Origin of the sequence: Vibrio sp. 1562 (assembly GCF_033340155.1) — a bacterium.
GTDB classification, from domain to species: Bacteria; Pseudomonadota; Gammaproteobacteria; order Enterobacterales; family Vibrionaceae; genus Vibrio; species Vibrio alginolyticus.
In genome coordinates, this window is record NZ_JAWOVY010000210.1 from 1 (window position 1) to 821 (window position 821).

Consider the following 821-nt stretch of genomic DNA (forward strand, 5'->3'; position numbering starts at 1 on the left):
GCTGCCGGAACTGTATTATCTTCTCAACCAAGGCGTGGTTCACGTACCGCCATTGCGCCAGCGCCCTGACGACATCGTGACGATATTTCATTACTTCTTAAAACTGAGTTGTAAGAAATTAGGCAAAACATTGCCAAATGTCGACTCTAGCTATCTTGCGCTACTGAGAGGCTATCCGTGGCCGGGCAACATCCGGGAGCTAAGAAACATCGCTGAGTTATACGCAATCGGAATTGTTAAGCTAACGGGTAAAGAGCGTATCTACTCACAAAATGAGATTCAGCTTCCATTGGATGATTTGGTGGACGATTTTGAAAAGCAGCTCATAGAAGATGCGGTGTTGTTGCACTGCGGGCGAATTACGGATGCGGCAAACCATCTGCAAATACCGCGTAAAAAGCTGTATTTGAGAATGAAAAAGCACGGAATTGAAAAGGGCAATTATAAGTCGCGATAACAACAAAGCGTTTGAGGTCTACATCAGTAAGCTCAAACGCTTTTTTCATCAAAATTCAGAGTGGCAAACACCAATCTGCGGCATAGAAAATTAACTGATCACCGTGAGATACGGATAACGAATCACGATGGCAATTACGGACATCGCCATTAAAGTTTGCGCGGAATAGTACGTGACCATCACCACTTGCCGAGAAAATACCGAGTAACCACCAAAGCGTTCAAAAGCCAGCACCGTGCCGGAAATGATGAAGATAAAGCTTCCTAACACCGCAAACGAAGATGACTGCGTTTTCCCACTTAGATAATACTCAATGGCCATCCAACACATGGTCATCAAAACCAAAATGTAGATCGCGACAGGG

The 821-nt window shown here is 44.8% G+C and carries 2 protein-coding genes; one reads left to right on the plus strand and one right to left on the minus strand.

All coding sequences use genetic code 11. The annotated features are described in order from the left end of the window. The coding region (locus R7Z49_RS24200; RefSeq protein ID WP_318112258.1) for a helix-turn-helix domain-containing protein at positions 1 to 457 on the plus strand (457 nt) is incomplete at its 5' end. Between the two features lie 90 nt (positions 458 to 547). Here R7Z49_RS24200 and R7Z49_RS24205 read toward each other — a convergent pair. Further along, positions 548 to 821 (minus strand): lysoplasmalogenase family protein (locus R7Z49_RS24205; RefSeq protein WP_318112259.1); only part of this gene is annotated, 274 nt, incomplete at its 5' end.